The organism is Rahnella aquatilis CIP 78.65 = ATCC 33071 (assembly GCF_000241955.1).
In the GTDB taxonomy this organism is placed as follows: domain Bacteria; phylum Pseudomonadota; class Gammaproteobacteria; order Enterobacterales; family Enterobacteriaceae; genus Rahnella; species Rahnella aquatilis.
In genome coordinates this window covers 2,654,423-2,673,601 of sequence record NC_016818.1, presented here as the reverse complement: position 1 = coordinate 2,673,601, position 19,179 = coordinate 2,654,423, and the positions used below count along the sequence as shown (strand labels likewise).

The 19,179-nt window shown below is 57.2% G+C and carries 16 protein-coding genes; 13 read left to right on the top strand and 3 right to left on the bottom strand.

All coding sequences use genetic code 11. The features are described 5' to 3' along the window. Positions 1-14 precede the first annotated feature (14 nt). From RAHAQ2_RS12075 to RAHAQ2_RS12050, 6 genes are all read left to right on the top strand, one after another. Entirely contained in the window at positions 15-1,559 is a 1,545-nt protein-coding gene (locus RAHAQ2_RS12075; protein ID WP_015697503.1) for a glutathione ABC transporter substrate-binding protein, read from the top strand. Between the two features lie 237 nt (positions 1,560-1,796). After that, the gene (locus RAHAQ2_RS12070; protein ID WP_015697502.1) at positions 1,797-2,717 is read left to right on the top strand and encodes an ABC transporter permease subunit; all 921 of its coding nucleotides are present in this window, start codon (positions 1,797-1,799) and stop codon (positions 2,715-2,717) included. A 9-nt stretch (positions 2,718-2,726) separates the two neighbouring features. Then, positions 2,727-3,638: an ABC transporter permease subunit gene (locus RAHAQ2_RS12065; RefSeq protein WP_015697501.1), complete on the top strand. Its 912-nt coding sequence runs from the start codon at positions 2,727-2,729 to the stop codon at positions 3,636-3,638. A 44-nt stretch (positions 3,639-3,682) separates the two neighbouring features. Then, positions 3,683-4,747, top strand: a complete 1,065-nt coding sequence (locus RAHAQ2_RS12060; RefSeq protein WP_015697500.1) for a DmpA family aminopeptidase — start codon at positions 3,683-3,685, stop codon at positions 4,745-4,747. Between the two features lie 84 nt (positions 4,748-4,831). Next, positions 4,832-5,653, top strand: coding sequence for a M55 family metallopeptidase (locus RAHAQ2_RS12055; protein ID WP_015697499.1), 822 nt, complete (start codon positions 4,832-4,834; stop codon positions 5,651-5,653). Positions 5,654-5,660: 7 nt separating this feature from the next. Then, positions 5,661-6,551: a LysR family transcriptional regulator gene (locus RAHAQ2_RS12050; RefSeq protein WP_015697498.1), complete on the top strand. Its 891-nt coding sequence runs from the start codon at positions 5,661-5,663 to the stop codon at positions 6,549-6,551. A gap of 453 nt (positions 6,552-7,004) precedes the next feature. Here RAHAQ2_RS12050 and RAHAQ2_RS12045 read toward each other — a convergent pair whose 3' ends face one another. Then, positions 7,005-7,778: a GntR family transcriptional regulator gene (locus RAHAQ2_RS12045; protein WP_015697497.1), complete on the bottom strand. Its 774-nt coding sequence runs from the start codon at positions 7,776-7,778 to the stop codon at positions 7,005-7,007. Positions 7,779-7,855: 77 nt separating this feature from the next. Between RAHAQ2_RS12045 and RAHAQ2_RS12040 the strand changes: the two genes are divergently transcribed. The 7 genes from RAHAQ2_RS12040 to RAHAQ2_RS12010 are packed head-to-tail and all read left to right on the top strand — an operon-like array spanning position 7,856 to position 16,561. Then, positions 7,856-9,172, top strand: coding sequence for a M20 family metallopeptidase (locus tag RAHAQ2_RS12040; RefSeq protein ID WP_015697496.1), 1,317 nt, complete (start codon positions 7,856-7,858; stop codon positions 9,170-9,172). A 2-nt stretch (positions 9,173-9,174) separates the two neighbouring features. Beyond that, a complete protein-coding gene (locus RAHAQ2_RS12035) occupies positions 9,175-10,770 on the top strand; it encodes an ABC transporter substrate-binding protein (protein WP_015697495.1) in 1,596 nt (531 codons plus the stop codon). Between the two features lie 15 nt (positions 10,771-10,785). After that, positions 10,786-11,733, top strand: coding sequence for an ABC transporter permease (locus RAHAQ2_RS12030; RefSeq protein ID WP_015697494.1), 948 nt, complete (start codon positions 10,786-10,788; stop codon positions 11,731-11,733). Further along, positions 11,726-12,553, top strand: coding sequence for an ABC transporter permease (locus RAHAQ2_RS12025; protein ID WP_015697493.1), 828 nt, complete (start codon positions 11,726-11,728; stop codon positions 12,551-12,553). Before RAHAQ2_RS12030 ends, RAHAQ2_RS12025 begins: the two co-directional genes overlap by 8 nt. After that, positions 12,553-14,187, top strand: coding sequence for a nickel ABC transporter ATP-binding protein NikE (gene nikE / locus RAHAQ2_RS12020; protein WP_015697492.1), 1,635 nt, complete (start codon positions 12,553-12,555; stop codon positions 14,185-14,187). The genes RAHAQ2_RS12025 and nikE overlap by 1 nt, the downstream gene beginning before the upstream one ends. A 17-nt stretch (positions 14,188-14,204) precedes the next feature. Then, entirely contained in the window at positions 14,205-15,428 is a 1,224-nt protein-coding gene (locus RAHAQ2_RS12015) for a M20 family metallopeptidase (protein ID WP_015697491.1), read from the top strand. Positions 15,429-15,445: 17 nt separating this feature from the next. After that, positions 15,446-16,561 carry a M24 family metallopeptidase gene (locus tag RAHAQ2_RS12010; protein ID WP_015697490.1) on the top strand — a complete coding sequence of 372 codons (1,116 nt, stop codon included), beginning with the start codon at positions 15,446-15,448 and terminating at the stop codon, positions 16,559-16,561. Between the two features lie 608 nt (positions 16,562-17,169). Here the strand turns inward: RAHAQ2_RS12010 and RAHAQ2_RS12005 are convergent. Together RAHAQ2_RS12005 and RAHAQ2_RS12000 are read right to left on the bottom strand one after the other, a co-directional pair. Then, a complete protein-coding gene (locus tag RAHAQ2_RS12005; RefSeq protein ID WP_015697489.1) occupies positions 17,170-18,258 on the bottom strand; it encodes an iron-containing alcohol dehydrogenase family protein in 1,089 nt (362 codons plus the stop codon). A 64-nt stretch (positions 18,259-18,322) separates the two neighbouring features. Further along, positions 18,323-19,177, bottom strand: a complete 855-nt coding sequence (locus RAHAQ2_RS12000; RefSeq protein WP_015697488.1) for a MurR/RpiR family transcriptional regulator — start codon at positions 19,175-19,177, stop codon at positions 18,323-18,325. Positions 19,178-19,179: the final 2 nt, after the last annotated feature.

Here is a 19,179-nt window from a genome sequence, read left to right as displayed (position 1 = left end):
CACAGGAGAACACCATGCATCCGACTTTAGTGCGTAAAAGCCTGCTTGCCGCCGGACTGGCGCTTTGTTTTGCGGCATCGGCTCAGGCCAAAGATCTGCGTATTTCCATGTATGCCGACGTGACCGGTTTTGACCCGCACGACACCACAGATACGCTGAGCTATTCCATTCAGAGCGGCATTTTTGAACGTCTGTTCCAGTTCGACAGCAAAATGGCCGTGGTGCCGGTGCTGGCGACCGATTACACCAGTAACAGCGATGCTACCGAATTCACCCTTAATCTGCGTCACGACGTGACTTTCCAGGACGGCACGCCGTTCAATGCTGACGCGGTAAAAGCCAACCTTGATCGTCTGGCCAATCCGGCCAATCACCTGAAACGTAACTCACTGTTCAGCATGATTAAATCCGTTGAAGTGGTCAGCCCGTATCAGGTAAAAATCACCCTGAACAAACCGTTTGGCGCAATGATCAACACCCTCGCACACCCGTCTGCGGTGATGCACAGCCCGGCGTCGTTAAAACAATACCCGAACGAACAGGACCTGAGCGTGCATCCGGTAGGAACCGGTCCGTTTAAATTTGTGGAATGGCAGCAGGGTAAAGACGTCAAACTGGTGAAATTCGACAATTACTGGCAGAAAGGCTGGCCGAAAGTGGATTCCGTCACGTTATACCCGACACCGGAAGATTCCACGCAGGTAGCGAAACTGAAATCGGGCGGCGTGGACGCCGTCTATCCGTTGCCCTCCGATCTGGTGGATACCGTGAAGAGCGATCCGAAACTGGATATCGCACAGGATCCGGGTATTTATCTGTATTACATCGCCTTCAATACGCAGAAAAAAGAGTTCTCTGACGTGCGTGTCCGTCAGGCGATCAACTACGCCATCGACCGTAATTTGTGGCTGAAAGTTGGTTTCGCCGGTCTGGGATCGCCGTCTACCTCGCCGCTGCCGAAAAATGTCCAGTTCTATCAGAAACAAACCACGCCGGATTACAGCTATAACATCGCTAAAGCGAAGGCGCTGATGAAGGAAGCCGGATATGAAAAGGGCTTCGACGTTGAGATGTGGAGCTCGAACAAAACCGACCGTATCCGCAGTGCGCAATTCCTGAAACAACAGCTTTCCCTGATTGGGGTTCGCGTCAAGCTGGTGCCGATGGATGCCGGAACGCTGACACAACGTCTGTGGAGCACACCGAAACCGGCGGATGCCAAAGTGGAAATGTATTACGGTGCATGGTCGGCCTCGACCGGTGATGCAGACTGGGCGCTGCGCCCGCTGTTCGCCACCGAATCCTGGATCCCTTCGGCTTATAACGTTTCTTATTACAGCAACAAACAGGTGGATGCGGCGATCACTGCCGGTCTGCAAACGGCTGATGTGGAGAAACGTAAAGCGGCTTATGCCGATGCGCAAAAACTGCTGTGGGCGGATGCGCCGATGGCCTATCTCGGCGTGCCGGATAACCTGGTGGGCAAGAGCAAAGATCTTTCCGGGGTTTACATGCTGGCCGACGGCTCGCTGATTTTTAATCAGGCACAATTTAAATAATCAATTGCCGGAAGATGTTCGCGGGTAACTCCCTTCCCTGCGAAGGGGAGGGTTGGGGTGGGGTATTAAGGTCAAAAACCAAAGTTTATGTGTGTCTTGACAGTGGTTTTGTCTGGTAAACCCCCTCCCAACCGCCCCCTTCGCAGGGGGAGGAGCAAAGGGCAAAACCAATGTGTGTTCCGGTCTGCTTTCCCCTTCGCAGGGGAGGGAATTTACTGAATTCAGGGAATCATTTTTATGCTGACCTACTTTATCCGCCGGATACTGGAAATGATCCCCGTTTTACTGGTGGTGTCGTTACTGGTTTTCGGATTTATCAAGCTGCTGCCGGGTGACCCCGCGCGTATTTACGCCGGTCAGGATGCGCCGGTTGAGGCGGTTGAGTCAGCACGGCAACTGCTTGGCCTGAACGATCCGCTGCCTGCGCAGTACTGGCACTGGCTGGACGGCATGATCCACGGCGATCTGGGCACGACTTACCGCACCCGTCAGCCAGTGTTAAGTGTCATTGAAAGCGGTTTTATGCCGACCCTGTTGCTGGCGCTGGCGGGTTTCGCGTGGTCGGTGGTGCTGGGACTGGTGATTGGCGTCGTTTCCGCGCTCAAACGCGGAAAATGGCAGGACTGGACGCTGATGAGCATGGCGGTCGGCGGGATTTCCATGCCGCCGTTCTGGCTCGGATTGCTGCTGATCCAGTTTGTCGCCATGCCGTTCGGGATATTCGCCGTCAGCGGATTTAACTCGCCTGCTGACATTATCTTACCGGCGATAACGCTGGGTTCGTCGGTGGCGGCGGTCATGGCGCGTTTCACCCGCTCGGCATTTCTCGATGTGGCGCAGGAAGATTATGTGCGCACCGCTAATGCCAAAGGTTTACGCGCACGCCGGGTGACCTGGAAACACATCATGCGCAATGCACTGATCCCGATTATCACCATGCTGGGCCTGCAATTTGGCTTTTTGCTCGGTGGCTCGATTATCGTCGAAAGCGTGTTCAGTTGGCCGGGGCTGGGCTGGTTACTGATTGAATCCATCAAAACGCAGGATCAGCCGGTGATTCAGGCGCTGGTGATGCTGTTTGTCTTTGAATTTATTCTGATAAACCTGCTGGTTGACCTGCTTTATGCGGTGGTCAATCCGGCTATCCGTCTGCGTTAGGAGCTGCTCATGACCGATCCTGTCTCTGTGCTGGAAGAAACCACACCGGCTGCGGTGGCCTCGCAAAACGATGACATCCGTTCGCCGTGGTACGACTTTTTCCACACCTTTATTCGTCATCCGATGGCGCTGGTGTCGGGAGGATTCCTCCTGCTGCTGGTGCTTGTCGCGGTGTTCGCGCCGTGGCTGGCACCTTTTGATCCGATGACGCCGGACTGGATGGCACTCGGTGTCGGTCCGACGCCTGAACACTGGTTCGGCACGGACGACTTAGGCCGCGACGTTCTCAGTCGTATCATTTACGGCGCGCGTATCTCCCTTTACGTCGGCATTTTTTCGGTCACACTTGGCATGATTGCCGGTGTGTTACTGGGGCTGCTGGCCGGATATTACGGCCGCTGGCTGGACATGCTGATCATGCGCGGCTCCGATGTGCTGTTCGCCTTTCCCGGTATGTTGCTGGCAATTGCCGTGGTGGCTATTCTGGGGCCGGGGCTGAATAACGTGATTATTGCGGTCGCGGTATTCAGTGTGCCGGTGTTTGCCCGCATCGTGCGTGCCGCCACGTTATCGATTAAACAAAGTGCCTATATCGAAGCGGTTCGCTGCGTCGGTGCGCCGGACAGGGTGGTGATTTTACGCCATATCCTGCCGGGCACGCTTTCAAACGTCATCGTCTATTTCACCATGCGTATCGGCACCAGTATTCTGACCGCGGCCAGCCTGAGTTTTATCGGTCTGGGGCCGGAGCCTGATGTGCCGGAGTGGGGCAATATTCTGGCGATGAGCCGCAATATGATGATGGCGGGCAAATGGAACGTCAGTGTGTTTCCGGGGCTGGCGATATTCCTCACAGTCCTGGCATTTAATCTGCTCGGTGACGCGTTGCGTGACACGCTGGATCCTAAACTGAAAAAGTAATCGGAACACGCCTTTGTGAACCGAAAGTCTGAAACGGAAAACTGATGCCTTCGCAAGAACATGAAGACGAATTTCAGCAGCAGGCGCTGTCTGCCTTGCTGCAACGCTGGCGCACCTCGCGCCAGATTTTCCGCCCGCGATTTCCCTGCGGTGCAACCAATAGCCTCACCGACGTCGCCGGAGTGACCGTCGGTCACAGCACGCTGTCGGCGGGGGATGTGCAGACCGGCGTCACCGCCATTGTGCCACCCGGCGACAATCTGTATGGAAAACCGTTGCCGTGCGGCGTGGCAGTGTTAAACGGGTTCGGCAAACCGATGGGGCTTATCCAGGTGATGGAGCTGGGCGAGCTGCAAACCCCGCTACTGCTCAGCAATACCTTCGCCACCGGCACCTTGTTTAATGCGCTGGTAAAGCGCAGCTGCCGGCAATTCCCGCAGATTGGCCGTCCTGACGCTACCATCAATCCGGTTATCCTTGAGTGCAACGATTTCTATCTTAACGATATACAGGCGATGGCGGTCAGTGAAGACGACGCGCTGGCCGCACTCGACGGCGCGACAAAAGCCTTCGCCCGTGGCAGCGTGGGGGCCGGACGTGGTATGAGCAGTTTCGGCTTAAAAGGCGGTATCGGCACGGCTTCGCGCTGGTGCGAAACGCTTAACGCGACGTTAGGCGTACTGGTGCTGGCAAACTTCGGCAAACTCTCGGACCTGACGCTTGACGGTGTGCGCGCCGGAGAAGCCATCGCAAAAATCCAGCCGCAACTGGCCCCGCAGGTGGATGCCGGTTCGGTGATCATCGTGATGGCCTGCGACCGCTATCTCGACAGCCGCCAGCTCGGACGCATCGCCAAACGCGCCGGTGCCGGGTTAGGGCGTCTGGGCAGTTACTGGGGGCATGGTTCAGGAGATATCGCGCTGGCATTCTCGACGCAACGTGACGGCGTCACATTACCGGATGCCGAACTTGAGCCGTTACTGGCGCTGGCGGCAGACGCCACAGAACACGCTATTATTGATGCCTTACTGAGTGCGGAAACCGTCTGCGGATTTGACGGGCATTACCGGCTGGGGTTGAGTGACGTATTAGATAACCTGGCGAACTAGCCTGGCGCCTTCCCCCCTCACGATGGGAAGGCTGGGGTGTGGGTGTGACCTCCATCTGGTAACCAAACTAAAAGGGAACAACTGATGAAAGTGTTTATCTCTGCAGACATTGAAGGTATTGCAGGCGTGATGCGCCCGGAACAATGCAGCCCGGGAAACGCGGATTATGAGGCTGCCCGTGCGCTGATGGAAGGCGAAGTTAATGCCGCTATCGATGGTGCGTTTGCCGGTGGCGCGATGGAAGTGACGGTGGCCGACAGCCACGCGATGATGCAAAACCTGCGCGCCGATAAAATCGACCCGCGCGCCCGGCTGGTACAGGGCAAACCACGCGGATTGTCGATGGTCGAAGGGCTGCAACAACAGCAATACGATGGCCTGATGTTTGTCGGTTATCACACGGCTGCGGGTGAAAACGGTGTACTGGCGCACACCATCAATGGTCGTGCGTTTTACCGGGTAAAACTCAATGGCAATGTGGTGGGCGAAAGCGACTTATACGCCGCCGCCGGTGCTGAACTCAACGTTCCGTTGTGGCTGGTGACCGGCGACGATCATCTCGAAAGCTGGATCCGTCGTTATTACCCTGAATCGCAGTATGTCTGCGTCAAACGGGCGATTTCCGCCAATGCCGCCGAATCCGACAGCCCGTCGATTGCCTGCGCCAAAATCCGCAAACAGGCGACAATTGCGGTCAGCAAACCTGCGCCGCTCACCGCCGGAAGATTCAGTGCGCCGTATCATCTCGAACTGATGACTGCGAAACCGGTCCTGGCAGATTTATTCTGTCTGATCCCCGGTGTCGAGCGCCTTGATGCCGTCACCGTCGGTTATCACAGTCCGACCGTTGCTAATATTATCAGCCTGTTAAGTGCTTTCTCGTACTTAGCCACCACGCAGAAATAGGGCAGCAATGCGCTTACGCCACATCGAAGTGTTTCAGGCCGTGTTACAGGCGGGCAGCGTCAGCGGCGCGGCGCGCCTGCTGAACGTGTCGCAGCCGAATGTCAGCCGCGTACTGAATCACGCTGAGCAGCAACTGGGCTTCACGCTGTTTGACCGCACGCCGCAAGGGCTGATTGTGACGCCGGAAGGGCGGCGGTTGATGCCGGAAGTCGAAGCGTTGTTCAGCCATATTCAGGCCATCGGTGAGCTGGCGGAACAACTGCGTCAGGGCGAAGGCCAGCATGTGCGCATCGGTTCGGCGCACGCCCTCGGCCACAGCGTGATGGCGCCGGTGCTGGTGGATTTCCGCCGTCAGACGCCCGGCGGCAGCGTTGAGCTGGTGACCGGGCATTTCAACACCCTGAGTCAGGACTTACTGCAATACAAAATGGATTTCGCGCTGGCATTTGGCGAGCAGGCCACGCAGGAACTGGTTGCTGAGTCGATCTATCAGGCCAATATGGTCGCACTCCTGCCCAAAGATTCCCCGGTCGAAGGGCCGGTATCACTGGCGTGGTTGTGTGAGAACGATTTGCTGATGTTGCAGCAACAGGATCCGCTGGGGCAGGTGCTCAACCGCGTCCTGCGCGAAAACGGCCTGATGCCGCACTCGGCGCTGTATATCAAAACCTACTCAGTGATCGCTGACATGGTGCTGGCGGGCGGCGGTGTCGGCGTGGTCGATACCTTTACCGCCCGGCGGTATGTCGATCAGCTGAAGATCGTGGCAGTCGCGGAACCGCTGCCGTTTGAGGTGATTTTGCTGAGCCGGCGGGATCAGCCTGCGTCACAGGCGGCGCTGAGGCTGAAACAACTGATACGGAATAAGCTGTGGGATCTCAGAATTCAGGGAGTCTGAGCCTTACTCCCTCCCCTGCGAAGGGGAGGGTTGGGGTGGGGTATTAAAGTAAAATCAATAAGTTAAAGTTGGCTTCGACAAAGTGTTAGCCCGTAAAACCCCCTCCCAACCTCCCCCTCCCAACCTCCCTTCGCAGGGGGAGGAGTAAAGATAAAACAGTCCGCCGTTGAATTTAAGATCGTGCGGGCGATTCAGAAATCTTGCTGAACGGAGCGGCCTGGAGACCAAAGGCTCCAGGACCGAGAGAAGGCACCGCGCAGCGGCAAGATTTCCAGCCTGTCGCTGCGCTACCTGAAACATAGCCAGCGAGCGAAGCGCGCAGTAAAAAAGCGCGGGAGTCCAGAGGGCGCGCGCTTACGCGTCCTCTGGGCCAGTGTGGGCGGCGAGCCCACGACCTTGAATTTGAAGTTGAAGTTGATTTTAAAGCGGCCCCGTTGCAGCCGCCCCCTGCCACTAGCGGATCTCATTCACATACATAAAGTGATCGGTGCTGAACCTGTGGTGCGCCATGATCACCGGTACGGCGCTTTGATCAAACGACACTTCGTCGATCACCATCACCGCGTGCGGGGCCTCGAGTTCCAGCCATTTCAGGTCGTCGGCATCGGCCATCTCGGCGATGAGCTGCTCGCGCACGGCTGCCACGCGAACCCCGTATTTTTCCAGCAGAAAACGGTAAAGCAGCGGCGGTAAATCATCCGCAGCAGGGAAATCCGGCAGGCGTTCGGCCGGTAATACCAGCCGTTCGTGCATGGCGGGAATGCCTTTAACCCGGCGTAAACGGCGGATGCGGATAACCGGTGCGCCGTCGTCGATTTGCAGCTTTTCGGCTTCACGGGCGCTGGCTTCGCCGGTCTGATGATCGAGCAAAATCGTCTCGGAATTCAGTAACGCACCGTCGCGGCCATGCAGGCGGAAATACTGAAAGAAATAACTGAGATTGTGCAGTGGTGCCCAGCCAGTGACCACGGTGCCCGTCTTGCGACGCCGCATCAGCATGCCTTCCGTCGTCAGCGCCGAAAGCGCTTTGCGTACCGTTCCCACCGAAACCCCGAAGTCGGCCGCCAGCGCATTTTCGCTCGGCAAAACCGTACCCGGCGGCAGTTCGCCAATCAGAATGGATTCGCTGATGTGACGTTTCACCACTTCATATAACGGCGCGGATTCCCTTTCGCTTAACCGGCCAAAAGGGGAAGCGTCCTGCTCTGCTTTATTTTGTTGTGTCATACCTGATTACCTATTGACCTGAACGGGCATCTGCTTTATCTATAAACTATATAGAAATAGAATAAAGCGAGTATAGCATGTCGTGTGAAGGAAGTTTGCAAATTGCGCTGGACTCCATCCGGCAGGACGAAACCGCCATTTTACAGGATCTCAGCCAGATGCTGGCAGTGGACACCTGCTTCCCACCGGGCACCGGTTATCCGGCATTTGCCAGTCTGATGGAATCTCTGCTGGAGCCGGTTGGTTTTGTCTGTGAGCGCGTCAGCGTACCGGAAAATTTGTGGCAAACGCCGGACGGCAGTGCGCAGGGCGAACGGGTGAATGTGATTGCTACCTTGCCGGGCAGCGCCGCCGAAGCCTGTAATCTCTATTTTCACGTCGATACTGTTCCGGCGGGCGATGGCTGGAATTACCCGCCACTGACGCTGACGCAGGCTGATGGCAAACTGATCGGTCGCGGCGCGGCAGACATGAAAGGCACGATTGTGGCGGCGCTCGCGGCAATTCGTGCTGCGCAACGTCACGGGCTGGCGCTGAAATTCAATCCGGTTCTGCTGTTGTGTACCGATGAAGAAGGCGGTCTGTACCCCGGGGTGCGCTATCTGGCGGAGCAAAAATTATTCTCCGGCCACATGCTCAGCTTTAACGGCGGGGCGGTACCGCGTATCTGGGGCGGCTGTTTCGGCAGCATCGACCTCAAAATTTGTATCACCGGCCGATCGGCGCATTCCGGCGATCCGGTCGGGGGCATCAATGCCATTGAAGAAAGCCTGCCGCTGATGAATGCGCTGCATACGCTCAAACGTGACGTTGAACAGCGCGCTTCCGCCATGCCTGCCCCCCCTCATTTTGAAGGACGTCCGCTCACATCTCGTCTCACGCTGGCTGCCGCGCAAGGGGGAGGCAAAGGTTCAACCCTGCCCGCACGCTTTGAACTGCTGGTTAACCGCCGCTATTCCCCGGAAGAAGCGTTCGAAACCGTCTTTAAAGAACTCACGGATTGTATCGGGCAGGCGATGAAAGGTTCTGCGGCGCTGGCGGTGGAATATCACCTGATCGGCCATCTGGCTCCGGTTAGCGATCCGACCGGTCCGCACTGGCCGCGCTGGCTTGCGGCGCTAAGTCAGGGTTTTGGCTTCCACGCAAACGATTTCGCTGTCTGGGGTTCGTCCACCAGTTCCGACATGGGCTGGGTTCAGCAGGCAGGCATTCAGGAAATTTTACTCGGCGGGCTCGCCCGGCCGGAAAACCGTATCCATGCATCGGACGAATACACAACGATGCAGGACGTCGTCGCGTTATCGCAGTCAATTCTTGCTTATTTAGCTTCTGATTTTACTCCGACAGAAAATTCGCCAACCCAGGGCTTTTCGAATTCAGCAGAGAGGGTTTAATAATGTGTGCAATGAAAGGCGTAAACCGCCGTCAGTTTATCGCAGGATCCACCATTCTCACCGGCGCGGCGATGTTGCCGTGGTCGGGCAATGTCGCCGCTGCCGTTTCCAGCGCCACTGACGCCAGCGGTTCACCGCGCAAGGGCGGGGTGCTGCGCATCAGCGTAGATCAGGCTGCCGGTATGCTTAATCCGCAGCAGGCGCGCGTCAATCCGGAATATCTGCTGGCTGAGTTACTGTACAGCGGGCTGACCCGTCTGACGCAGGACATGAAAGCTGAAGCGGATCTGGCCGAGTCCTGGAAAGCCAGCGACGACCTGACGCAGTGGACCTTTACCCTGCGTAAAAACCTCAGCTTCCACGACGGTTCTGCCTGTACCTCCGCCGATGTGGTGGCCAGCCTGAATGCCATTCTCGACCCGAAAAATGCTTCTCCGGGGCAACACAATATTGGCCCGATCAAAACCGTCACCGCGCCGGATGCCACTACGGTAGTGATTGGCACTGACGGTCCGTACGCCGATCTGCCGGTGATGCTGGCGTATCCCGATGCCAAAATCATTCCCGCGGCGATTGCGGGCGGCCAGCCCGAACGCCTGAGCAAAGAGGCCATCGGCACCGGACCGTTTAAACTGGTGTCGTTTGACCCTGAACGCCTGATTGTTGTTGAGCGCAATCCGCATTATTACGATCCGTCCCGTCCGCATCTGGACCGCGTTGAAGTGGTGGTCTATCCGGATGCCATTGCTGAAGGCTCGGCGCTGATTGCCGGTGATACCGATCTGATGCTTTCCGCCGCCTCTACTGAATTTGCCCGCCTGTCGAAATCCTCCGGCATCGTGCCACTGCGTGTGTCGTCCGGTCAGTTCCTCAACGTGAATATGGGATGTGACACCAAACCGTTTAACGATGTGCGTGTCCGTCAGGCGCTGGCGCTGTGTGTGGATCGCAAAGCTACTGTGGATTTTGTTGCCGAAGGCTACGGCACGGCAGGTAATGATACGCCGCTCAACACGGCCTATCCGTATTACCTTAACGAACCCCTCAAAGAACCGGATTACGCCAAAGCCAAAGCGTTGCTGAAAGATGCCGGTTATCCCGACGGATTAGATCTGACGCTGATCGCTTCCGACAAACCGTCCACCCGCACCCAGCTTGGGATTGCGTTGCGCGAAATGGCCAAACCGGGTGGTTTTCGCATTAATGTGCAGACGATGGCACACAGTACTTATCTCGATCAGGTGTGGAAAAAAGGCAATTTTTACGTCGGCTTCTACAACATGCAGCCAACGCCGGATGCCGTTTTCTCCCTGCTTTACACCTCGACGGCCTCCTGGAACGAAACCCGCTGGAATAACACTGAATTTGATACCGCCGTGAAAGCCGCGCGTGAAACAGCGGATCCGGCAAAACGCACCGAACTGTACGGCAAGGCGCAAAAACTGATGCACGATGACGTGCCGTCACTTATTCCGGCGTTCTTCGATTTGCTGGCGGCAGGGCGAGATTATGTTGCCGGTTATCAACTGCATCCGCGTGGTGCGGTGTTCCGTCTTGATCATGTGTGGCTGACGGCGAAAGCCCCGACCCGAAAATAACAGGGGGCATTGACAGTGACGGCGAGTTATTTGTTCAAACGTTTCATGCTGGTGATTTACACCCTGCTGGTGGTGTCGCTGCTGGTTTTTGGCATTACGCAATTGTTACCGGCGGATGCCGCCGTCACCCTGCTGGGGCAGAACGCCACGCCGCAAGCGCTGGCCGCCGTGCGTGCGCGTCTCGGGCTGAATGATCCGGCCTGGCTGCAATACTGGCACTGGTTGCGCGGCGTGCTGCACGGTGATTTCGGCGTCTCGATGCGTAATGGTTTGCCGGTGGCGCCGACCATTATGGCCGCCCTTGGGCGTTCCCTGCTGCTGGCGGTCTGTGCACTGTTGCTGATGCTGGTGGTCGCGATCCCGCTGGGGATCTGGGCGGCGGTCCGGCGCGGAAAACTGGCCGATATGCTGGTCAGCGTACTGTCATATGTCGGCATTTCTTTTCCGGAATTCGTGACCGCCACATTGTTATTACTGCTGTTTGCCGATGTCTGGCAGATCCTGCCCGCCACCGGTTATGTACCCCTGACGGAGGATTTCCGGGGAGGCATCAGTCATCTGATCCTGCCGTCGGTGACAGTAGCAATGATTCTGGTGGCGCATGTTTCCCGCATGGTGCGCTCGGAGATGGTCGATGTATTGCAGACCGATTATATCCGCGCGGCACATCTCAAAGGGTTGTCGCGCCGCAGGGTTTTGTGGCGGCACGCGTTACGTAACGGCCTGCTGCCGACCATCACCATTGTGGCGCTTGATGTCGGTTATCTGCTCGGCGGTATCGTGGTGGTGGAAGAGATTTTCGCCATTCCGGGGATTGGTCGCGAACTGATCGTCGCTGTCCAGTCGCGGGATTTACCGACCATTCAGGCCGGGGTGCTGATCCTTGCCGCGACCTATTCCATCGTCAATTTCCTGGCCGATCTGGCCTATGTTTTCCTCGATAAACGGATCAGTTATGCGTGATGTGATGAAGCATTTAATCCGTTCGCCGCAGGGCGCTGTCGGGTTATTTATCTTAGTGATGGCTGCGCTGATGGTGTGCGGCGGGGCGCATATCGCGCCTTATGATCCGGAATCGATTTCGATTCTGGCGCGGTACAAAGCCCCCTCGGCAGAACACTGGTTCGGTACCGATCAGCTCGGACGCGATATTTTCAGCCGCGTGATGGTCGGTGCGCGCGCCACGATAGTGCTGTCACTGCTGGCGACATTAATGTCGATGGTCACTGGCGCGGTGATTGGCACCGCCAGCGCCTATCTGGGCGGCAAAACGGACGAAGCGATTATGCGCACCATGGATGCGGTAATGTCGATCCCGAGCCTGCTGTTCGCGCTGCTGATTGTCAGCACTCTCGGTCAGAGCAGCTTCAATGCTGTGCTGGCGATCACTATCGCATTTGTGCCCGGCATGGTGCGCATCGCCCGCAGCGTCTCGCTGGCAGCGCGTCAGCAGGATTACGTCAGTGCGGCGATTGCCCGTGGTGAAGCCACGCACTACATCATTTTGCGTGAAATGCTGCCCAATATTGTCGCGCCAATCATCGTGGAAGCCACTATCCGCGTGGCCTTCGCCATCATGTTATTTGCCACACTGAGTTTCCTCGGCCTCGGCGCGCAACCGCCTGAGCCGGAATGGGGACTGATGGTGTCGGAAGCCCGTGCATATTTCTTTAACGCGCCATGGATGATGCTGATCCCGGGTGTGGCGATCGCGCTGGTGGCGATTGGTTTTAACCTGCTGGGCGATGGCCTGCGCGATGCGCTTAACCCGAGGAGCCACTGATGAGCGACGCCGTATTAACCATAGAAAATTACAGCCTCGACTACCTGTTGCCTCAGTCAGAGCCGTTGCAGGTTTTGCAGGACATTTCACTCAGTGTGCAGCGCGGTGAAGTGGTCGGGCTGGTCGGAGAATCCGGTTCGGGTAAAACCACGCTGGGCTGGTCGGTTATGCGCTACATGGCTGCCAATGCGCGGGAACGCAGCGGGCGTATTCTGCTGGCGGGTGAGGATTTATGCCAGATGTCTGCGCCACAACTTGAAAACCTGCGCGGCGGCAAGCTGGGCATGATTTTTCAGGATCCGGGAGCTTCGCTGAATCCGACACTGACCCTGGGCGAACAGATCATCGAAGTGCTGATCCGCCATCGCGGGCTGGATGCCAGACAAGCGCTGGCGCTGGGCATTCAGTTGCTCAGCAACGTCGAGCTGAAAAATCCGGCGGCAATGATGAAGCGTTATCCGCATCAGGTGTCCGGTGGTGAAAAGCAACGTGTACTGATCGCCACGGCCTTTGCCTGCGAGCCGCAATGTCTGATTTTTGATGAGCCGACCACTGCACTTGATGTCATCAGTTCGGCACAAATTCTGGCGTTGTTTGCCCGTCTGCGTGAGGAAACCGGCGTTGCCTCGCTGTACATCTCGCATGATCTGGCGCTGGTGTCAGCGGTGGCAGACCGCGTCTGTGTGCTGGAAAAAGGTCACATTGTTGAACAGGCCACCGCCCGCACGCTGTTCCTTTCGCCGCAACATGCCTACACGCAAAAGCTGGTGGCGGCAGTGCCGGATCCTGCGCATCGTCTGACAGATGCCACTCCGGTGTCAGCGCAGCCGCTGCTTAGCCTGCAAAACATCAATATTGATTACGGTCGCCACGGTTTGCTCGATCGGCTGTTTCGCCGTGAAAACGGTAAAACCCGTGCTGCGTCGGATGTCAGCCTGACAGTACATCGCGGGGAAATCGTCGGCGTGGTGGGGGAGTCCGGCTCCGGTAAATCGTCGCTGGCGAAAGCACTGACCGGTCTGGTGCCGTTCAGCGGCAAAGTGGACTTTAACGGTTACAACCTGTCTGGCCGCGCCGAAATGGGTAAAGACTATCGCCGCCGCGTGCAGATGATTTTCCAGCATCCTGACGCCTCGCTCAATCCGCGTCAGCGTATCGGTGAAATCATCGCCCGTCCGTTGCGGCTGTACGGTTTGCCAGAGGGTGAAAACGAAGCGCAGGCGGTAGCGCGCTTGCTGGAGGATGTCCGGCTGCCTGCCAGTTTCGCCCGGCGTTTTCCGCATGAACTTTCCGGTGGACAGAAGCAGCGTGTGGCGATTGCCCGTGCGTTTGCGCATCCGCCTGAACTGGTGATTTGCGATGAAATCACTGCCGCACTCGATGTCTCGGTGCAGGCGACGGTGATTGAATTGTTGCTGGAATTGCGCCGTCGCTACGGCACCGCTTATCTGTTTATTACCCACGATCTGAACCTGATCCGCCAGATTGCACATCGCGTGGCGGTAATGTATCGCGGGGATTTGCTGGAAGTGCTGCCGGGCGAGGCTATGGCGCAATATGCCAGTCACGATTATACGAAAGCATTGCTGGCAGCGGTGCATACGCCTGAAAAGGCCATCACAGAACATCTTTGATACTGAAAGGGTTACACATGAATTCTCAACAATTACTGGCCGCAGTTGACGATGACTATTGCCTGAATTTTCTGGCGCGTATGGTGCAGCACAAGAGTTACAGCCAGACAGACGGCGAGCGCAAGCTGGCAGAATATATGGCCAGCCAGATGCAGATGCTCGGGCTGGAAACGCAACTGCAACCGGTGCCGGGCGAGCGTCTGAACGCTATCGGCACGCTTCGCGGAGAGGGCAGCGGCCACAGTTTGCTGTTCAACGGCCATCTCGACACCAACCCGGTGACCGAAGGCTGGACGGTCGATCCGTGGGAAGGAAAAATCGATGACGAATTCATTTACGGCATCGGTGTTTCAAATATGAAAGCGGGTGACGCGGCCTATTTCTGTGCGCTGAAAACGTTGATCGACAACGGTGTGAAACTCAAAGGCGACGTTATCCTGACGTATGTGGTCGGTGAATTGCAGGGTGGGATAGGGACCATTGCGGCCATCGAACAGGGCATCAAAGCCGATTATTTTATCAACTCAGAACCGACTGATGTGCAGGCAATGACCATGCATGCCGGGTCGCTGATGTTCACCATCGAACTGACCGGCGATACGCGCCATCTTTCAAAGCGAGAAGAAGCGGTCGATGCGATTCAGGCGGCCATCAGGTTAATCCCGCAAATCAATAACATCACTTTTACCGGCGCGGAAACAGACGATCACCGCAAAATTAACCGCGGCCATATCGGCACCATCCACGGCGCGCTGGGACGTGATTTAGAGGAATGGCGTCCGCCACAGGTCGCTGACTTCGTGCGCCTCAGCGGATCTGCGCGTTTTGCGCCGGGGCAAACGGTCGATACCGTGCTGGCCGATTTACAGGCGCTGCTCGATAACCTGTGCCGCGAATTCCCCGGCTTGCAGGCAGAACTGTTTGATGACGGTAAACGCCATCGCCCGACCATGCTGCCGTTCGAAGTGTCGCCGGAATCGCCCATCGTTAAAGCGGTGAACCGTGCCTATCAGACGGTACGCGGTGAACAACAGCCCACCGGCGTTATTACGCCACCGGCTTTTTATGGCACTGATGCCGCGCATTTCTTCCAGATGCTGGGCATGGAAGGCGTGGTCTGCGGGCCGGGTGGCAAGTTCAACACCATGCCGGACGAGCGTGTTCATATTAAAGATTTCCTCGATACCGTACGGGTTTACCTGCTGGCAATCCTCGAAATCTGTCAGCCGGTTGAAGCCTGATTGAAGAGGGGCAACAGATGTCGATGGCTGTGAATCTGGCGGCATTGAGCCGCCTGCGTGACGCCATGCGCATGGCGGAGGCCGACGTTATGCTGGTCGACAGCGGTGAACTGCTGGCGTGGCTGACCGGTTTTACCGTATCGGAAACGATGTACCGAGCCTGTCTGGTGCCGCTGAGCGGCGAGCCGTGGATGGTGCTGCGCAAGCTCGATGAAGCGCCTTGTCGTCAGTCGAGCTGGCTGCGTGACGTTGTCACTTATGATGACGCTGAGAACCCCAGGAAATGTGTGGCACAAAGCCTGATTTCACGCGGCTATAGCGACTGCCGTCTTGGCGTGGACACCCGTTCTTACGGCATGACGGCAGATACCTGGCAGCAGATTTCCGAACATTTACCCGAAGCCGTCTGGCGGCCTATGCCGGGTGTCAGCGACAGTCTGCGGCAGGTGAAATTTCCTTATGAGCTGGATCTCCTTCAGGAGGCGGCACATATCGCGGATACCGCGTTTCTGACGCTGAAAGAGCAGGTGAAAGCGGGCTGGCGTGTGCGGGACATTGCCGCGCTGGCGGCACAAATTTTTCTTTCTGAAGGTGCCGATACCGGTGAAACCGGTCCGGTTGTCCGTTCCACCGGAGACAGTGGTTTTCTGCATGCACAGACGCATGAGGATATTATCCAGAACGGCGACATTCTGCATGTGGAACTGATCCCGAAGGTAAAACACTACAGCGCCCGCCTGATGCGCCCGTTTATCCCCGGCGGAATCAGTCCGGAGCAACAACACATTGCCCGCCAGCTTATCGCCCTGCAGGATGCGCAGATCGCCGCCATGAAACCGGGCGCGAAAGCCCGTGACGTCGATGCGATTTTACGCAACGCCGTGCTCGCCGCCGGGTTACGCGCTGATTACGGTAACGTCACCGGTTACGCGCTCGGGCTTTACACCCGTACGCCACGCCCGAGTGATTTTTCGCATTGCTTTACGCCAGCAGCAGACTGGAGGCTTGAGGAAAACATGGTGTTCCATATGTACACTTCGGCAGCCGGACTGGCGTTCAGCGAGACAGTCGTGGTGAGACCGGAAGGCGGAATCAGAATGAGTCGGTTACCGAGGGAAGTGATGGAGATTTGAAAAAAAAGGGGGCCTTTTTGGATCCCGGCTTAATTTCAAATTCAAATTCAAATTCAAGGTCGTGGGCGTCGGCCCACACCGACTTGGGGGGCGGCCTATCGCCGCCACCCCCCAAGACCCCCGGGCTCTTTCACTGCGCGCTTCGCTGGAACGACGGACATGTTCCGCCGCAATTGTGAGTGGCGCAAATTCAGGTGCTTCGCACTGCCTTCTCTCGGTCTTCGAGCCACAGGTCTCGAAGCCGCTCCGTTCAGCTGAATTTTGAGCACGCCAATCGACTTTTTTAAAAGAGGAAAATAGTCTGCTTTTGAATTTAAAATCGTGCGGGCGTTTCAGAAAGCTTGCTGAATGAGAGGTTGCAGACCCTAGGCTGCAATCCCGAAATGAAGGCACCGCGAAGCGGCAAGATTTCCAGCCTGTCGCTGCGATACCTGAAACATAGCCAGCGAGCGGAGCGCTTGTTGAAAAAGCGAGGAGGAATCCAAAGGAGGAAAAGCACTTTCCTCCTTTGGGCGGTTTCGGCGCAACCCGATAAGTGATCACGGCAATTGAGAAACCGAAACTTTCACCATTTATCTTTCAAAAACGTTCTGATGTGCGTTCTCACATCAATTAATTTTTGCCCCGAGTCTCTCCACTCTCTCAATCCCCTTCCTGACATCTTCAAATGTCATATCCATCGGCATGTTCGCCATATCCGGCGTGCTCAGACTCCGGTCGATAATCACCGCCAGATCCTGTTCCGTCAGCCCCGTCGCGATATGCGCTAACTGCGTCGGTATGGCGCTGGCGCGGGCCAGAGCGATGGCGGTTTGCAGTTCATCGTCGCTGCGGTTTTCCAGTGCCAGCAGACACAGGTTGCCGTAACCGACCAGCAAACCGTGGGGGATGTGACGGGTTTTCGGACAGGCGGTGAACCCTTCGTATAACGCATGGGCGGCACCGGTGTGTGCGCCGTTGCTCATGACGGAAGTCAGTCCGGCGTAGAGGAAAATAGCGTCGAGCACCTGTTCGAGCGCATTGTTGGCTTTGCCATCCTGCACCGCGAAACAGGCGTCGGCGGCGAAGTGTTCGATAAGCGTATAGCAGAGTTCACTGTTGGTGCGGGCAACACCGGCCAGTCCGGTGAGCTGGTTGAGGTCACTGATGGCGCGGTACTCATACCATTTTGCCAGCGTATCGCCGATGCCCGCCGAGAGCCATGACAGCGGGGCGGATGCCAGCAAATCGGCGTCGATCACCACCGCGGCGGGGCCGCAGGGTAACGGCATCATGTCGCGGAATTCACCGTCCTGATGATAACGAAACGCCAGCGACGTCACCGCCGAACAGGTGCCCGCAATGCTCGGCAGTGTTACCACCGGAATATTGCACGCCACGCCTGCCGCTTTCGCGGTATCCAGCGCTTTTCCGCCACCGGTGGCGATAATCACTTCCACGCCCTGAGTACGGAAAACGTCCGCCAGCCGGTTGATTTCTTCCTGACAACACACGCCGTTGAAGATTTCACTGCCGAGATAACTGACCATTTGCTGCTCGAGCTGATCGGCGACTTTCGCCTCGACGCTGGCAATGGCGCGTTTGCCGCCCACTAAGAGCGCCCGCTGGCCTAAGCGACCGCACATCGCGCCCAGATGCTTAATGGCGCCGCGCCCGCGCAGGACGCTGGCAGGAAATACCAAACGATGGGTGAACATGCATGCCCTCATAAACTCAGGTGTTTTATGAAGTATAGAAGGCACGCCGTGGAACGGAGGAATATCAGCGGCGGTGCTGTTGTACCGCGTCGTGGGTTTTACGTAAGGCCTCACGCGCGCCCGGCAGACGCTGCGCCACGCCGATATACAGACAGTCGATAATCAGTAACTGGCTGGTGCGGCTGGCCATTGCGGCGGCACGAAAACCCATTTCGCGGTTGCTGGTTCGCAATACCACATCGGCTTTGCGTGCGAGGGCAGCACGCCCGTTAGCGGTGATCGCCAGCGTCGTTGCGCCGGCGGTTCTGGCCTGTGAAAGCGCTTCGACGACTCCGGCGGTTTTGCCGGAGTGGGAAATCGCCAGCGCGACATCCCCGGCGGTAAGCTGACAGGCGCTCACCAGACTTTCGTCGGTGCTGCCGTAAGTCTGTGCGACAACGCCGATGCGTCGCAGTTTCTGACACAAATCCTGCGCCACCAGTGCCGAGGCCCCGGCACCGTAAATATCAATCCGGCGTGCCTGTGAAAGGATGCTGACCGCCTGCTCCAGCGTCGCCGCGCTGAGTAACTGTGTGGTCTCGGTGGCACCTTTGACCTCAAATTCCAGCAGTTTTTGCAGGATCTGTTTGGGCGAATCATGGTCGCCAATATCGGCCGCCAGCGGCATGTCGGCGGGCATAGGGCGGGAGGATTCAGCGGCTAAGGCCAGCCGCAACGCCGGATAGCCGCTAAACCCCAGCCGTTTGCTGGTGCGCACCACCGTGGCCGTGCTGGTTTCGGCGTATTTCGCCAGTTCTGTCACGCCCATGTTGGCCACACCCGGCGGATCAAGGCGGATAAGAGTGATGATCCGCTTTTCCGCCGGCGAGAAGCTGCCCTGTAATGCGTTCAGACGCGACTGCAAATGCGTGTCGTTCATCG

Coding starts and splice junctions, on each gene's coding strand:
- RAHAQ2_RS12000 (WP_015697488.1), bottom strand. CDS start 19,177: ATGAACGACACGCATTTGCAGTCGCGTCTGAACGCATTACAGGGCAGC.
- RAHAQ2_RS12070 (WP_015697502.1), top strand. CDS start 1,797: ATGCTGACCTACTTTATCCGCCGGATACTGGAAATGATCCCCGTTTTA.
- RAHAQ2_RS12035 (WP_015697495.1), top strand. CDS start 9,175: ATGTGTGCAATGAAAGGCGTAAACCGCCGTCAGTTTATCGCAGGATCC.
- RAHAQ2_RS12040 (WP_015697496.1), top strand. CDS start 7,856: ATGTCGTGTGAAGGAAGTTTGCAAATTGCGCTGGACTCCATCCGGCAG.
- nikE (WP_015697492.1), top strand. CDS start 12,553: ATGAGCGACGCCGTATTAACCATAGAAAATTACAGCCTCGACTACCTG.
- RAHAQ2_RS12055 (WP_015697499.1), top strand. CDS start 4,832: ATGAAAGTGTTTATCTCTGCAGACATTGAAGGTATTGCAGGCGTGATG.
- RAHAQ2_RS12075 (WP_015697503.1), top strand. CDS start 15: ATGCATCCGACTTTAGTGCGTAAAAGCCTGCTTGCCGCCGGACTGGCG.
- RAHAQ2_RS12060 (WP_015697500.1), top strand. CDS start 3,683: ATGCCTTCGCAAGAACATGAAGACGAATTTCAGCAGCAGGCGCTGTCT.
- RAHAQ2_RS12065 (WP_015697501.1), top strand. CDS start 2,727: ATGACCGATCCTGTCTCTGTGCTGGAAGAAACCACACCGGCTGCGGTG.
- RAHAQ2_RS12010 (WP_015697490.1), top strand. CDS start 15,446: ATGTCGATGGCTGTGAATCTGGCGGCATTGAGCCGCCTGCGTGACGCC.
- RAHAQ2_RS12025 (WP_015697493.1), top strand. CDS start 11,726: ATGCGTGATGTGATGAAGCATTTAATCCGTTCGCCGCAGGGCGCTGTC.
- RAHAQ2_RS12045 (WP_015697497.1), bottom strand. CDS start 7,778: ATGACACAACAAAATAAAGCAGAGCAGGACGCTTCCCCTTTTGGCCGG.
- RAHAQ2_RS12015 (WP_015697491.1), top strand. CDS start 14,205: ATGAATTCTCAACAATTACTGGCCGCAGTTGACGATGACTATTGCCTG.
- RAHAQ2_RS12050 (WP_015697498.1), top strand. CDS start 5,661: ATGCGCTTACGCCACATCGAAGTGTTTCAGGCCGTGTTACAGGCGGGC.
- RAHAQ2_RS12005 (WP_015697489.1), bottom strand. CDS start 18,258: ATGTTCACCCATCGTTTGGTATTTCCTGCCAGCGTCCTGCGCGGGCGC.